2 protein-coding genes and 1 pseudogene are annotated in these 2600 nt (G+C 70.8%); 2 read left to right on the top strand and 1 reads right to left on the bottom strand.

Features of this window, described 5'->3' with window-relative positions; genetic code table 11:
• The coding region (locus D183_RS24150) for a beta-N-acetylhexosaminidase family protein (protein ID WP_017908324.1) at positions 1 to 1588 on the bottom strand (1588 nt) is incomplete at its 3' end.
• 311 nt (positions 1589 to 1899) lie between these two features.
• Between D183_RS24150 and aroQ the strand changes: the two genes are divergently transcribed.
• Together aroQ and D183_RS24145 are read left to right on the top strand one after the other, a co-directional pair.
• Entirely contained in the window at positions 1900 to 2346 is a 447-nt protein-coding gene (gene aroQ / locus D183_RS0106665) for a type II 3-dehydroquinate dehydratase (RefSeq protein ID WP_017908323.1), read from the top strand.
• Between the two features lie 92 nt (positions 2347 to 2438).
• Positions 2439 to 2600, top strand: a pseudogene (locus D183_RS24145) (acetyl-CoA carboxylase biotin carboxyl carrier protein); the annotation flags it as partial.

The raw sequence follows: 2600 nt of genomic DNA, 5'->3' as shown, positions 1-2600 counted from the left end.
CCGGATCGCCGTCGGCCAGCGCGTCGCGGGCGGCGTCGGTCAGCGCCTTGAGCCGCGGCGCCTGCGGCTGCCAGGGCAGATGGCCGAAGGTCGGCGCCAGGTGCTGGGTGTCGAAGAAGGTCAGCAGCGCGTCGGCGACCTGCGCATCGCCACCGGCCAGGTCGCGCGCGGCCGCGCGCCAGGTGCGCTGCGCGTCGTAGCCGCGGTCGTTCCAGGCGAAGGCCAGTACCCCGGCCACCGCCGGCCGGCTGGCCACTTCCTGGTTCATCGGGTTGGACACGATGCCGCTCAGCTCCGCCGACAGCCCGGCCTGGCGGCGGTCGTACGGCGCCAGCAGCAGGCGCCCGGCGGTCTCGGCGAAGTCGTTGACCGGATAGTTGTCCCACAGCAGGGTCTTGCGCCCGAACGCCTTGGTCGCGTTCTTCGCATCGCTGACCGAGATCGACGCCGGAACCACGTCGGTGCCGGTCCACTGCACCACCACGCGCGGATCCAGCGCCTTGCGCAGCGTCGCCTTGTACGGCGACTCGGTGACGTTGTAGTACTCGGTCGGCACCATGATCAGCGCACCGTGGCCGGCCGCGGCGATGTCCGCCTGCACCGCGTTGAGCAGTTGCGCCTGCGCAGTCGCAGCGGCCTGCTCGCCGGCCGGGCCGAACGCGGTGGCGTCGCCGGGGCAGTTCCACTTGGTGTATTCGATGTCGTCGAAGGCGATGTAGAAGCTGCGCACGCCGCGCGCGCGCAACGCGGCGAACTTGCGCCGGATCGCCTGCAGGTCGGCCGCGTCGCTGTAGCAGATCGACGGCCCCGGCGAGAGTGCGTAGACGAAGTTGATGTGCTCGCGGTTGGCGACCGCGGCCAGCTTGCCCAGCGCCGCCAGCGTGGCCGCCGGGTAAGGCGCGCGCCAGCGGTCGCGCGCGAACACGTCGTCCTTGGGACTGTAGATGTAGGTGTTGGCCTTGAACCGCGCCAGGAATGCCAGGTGCGCGGCGCGTTCGGCCATGCTCCAGGGCTTGCCGTAGAAACCCTCGATCGTGCCGCGCACCGGCATCGCCGGCGCGTCGGTCACCGCCACCGAGGCGATGCGCCCGTGCGCGACCAGTTGCCGGAAGGTCTGCGCCGCGTGGTACAGGCCGGCGCCGTCGCGGCCGGCCAGCACGATCAACGTGCCCTGGCCGCTGGCCATGCTGCCCAGCGCATAGCCTTCTGCGCGTTCCGGCACGTCCAGGTCGACGGCGGCCAGCGCATCGCGCACCGGCGCCGCGTCGACGGTGCCGAGCACCACCGACACCGCCTGCGGGTCGTGCGGCAGCGTGCTGGCGCGGCGGATGCGGGAAACCCCGGCCTCGCGCAACACCGCGCGCACCAGCGCGTCGGTGGCCGGGTCGGCCTTGCCGGCCTGCACCAGCACCACCGACGGCCCCAGCGGCAGCTCCGGCCCGAGCAGGCGCAGCGAGGTCGGCGTCGGGTACACCGCCGGCAGGGTGGCCGGCGGCGCCGCCAGCGCGGGCGCGGTCGCCGCGGCCAGCAGCGCGAACGCCAGGATGTGGCGGCCAAGGCCGCAACGGCCAATACGCTCGGTTCGCATGCGCCCACCCTCGACTGGTATTTCAGTGATTTTGAAATGGTATATACCACTTCCGCCGGCGCGTCGACGCGCGGCGGCGATGGCGCTGCAATGTGGCCGTCCCATGCTGCAGCGACACTTGCATGGCCCGCGCAAGATGCGACATAACCGCAGGCAGTGGCGCGGCCCGTTGCCCGCCCGCCATGCCTGCGCTGACGCGACGCAGACCGGCGAAAAATCAAACATTTGTTTAAAACACCCGCAACTTCGCCGAACTGGACAGCAATGCCGGCTTCGCGCAGACTGCCGCCCTTTCCGCTGCTTTGTTCCCGATGGCGCGACTGCTGCTGCTGCATGGCCCCAACCTCAACCTGCTCGGCACCCGCGAGCCGGGCGTATACGGCCATGCCACCCTGGCGCAGATCGATGCCGCGCTGCTGGCCCAGGCCAGCGCCGCCGGCCACGCGCTGGAGAGCCTGCAATCCAACGCCGAGCACGTGCTGGTGGAGCGGGTGCAGGCCGCGCGCGGCGACGGCACCGCCTTCATCCTGATCAACCCGGCCGCGTTCACCCATACCTCGGTGGCGCTGCGCGACGCGCTGGCGGCGGTGGCGATCCCGTTCATCGAGATCCACCTGTCCAACCCGCACAGCCGCGAGCCGTTCCGCCACCACAGCTATTTCAGCGACCACGCGGTCGGCGTGGTCTGCGGCTTCGGCGCCGACAGCTACCGCTATGCGATGGACGCGGCGCTGACCCGGCTGGGAGCGGCCGCATGAGCCGCGCCCACGCCCGACCGGCACCGCATACCCCCGTCTGAGTCCCCGGGCCGCGCGCCCGGTCTTTTTCAAAGTCACCTCACGAGGCCGTTATGGATCTCCGCAAAATCAAGAAACTGATCGACCTGCTGGAAGAATCGAATCTCGCCGAGATCGAGATCAAGGAAGGCGAGGAAAGCGTGCGCCTGGCGCGTACCCCCAAGGGCATGACCGCCAGCGCGCCGCAGTACGTGGCCGCCGCCCCGGCGGCCGCG

This window comes from Xanthomonas sp. SHU 199 (assembly GCF_000364665.1).
In the GTDB taxonomy this organism is placed as follows: domain Bacteria; phylum Pseudomonadota; class Gammaproteobacteria; order Xanthomonadales; family Xanthomonadaceae; genus Xanthomonas_A; species Xanthomonas_A sontii.
Note: the sequence above shows the minus strand (reverse complement) of the source record. Positions and strands in the feature narration are given on the sequence as shown.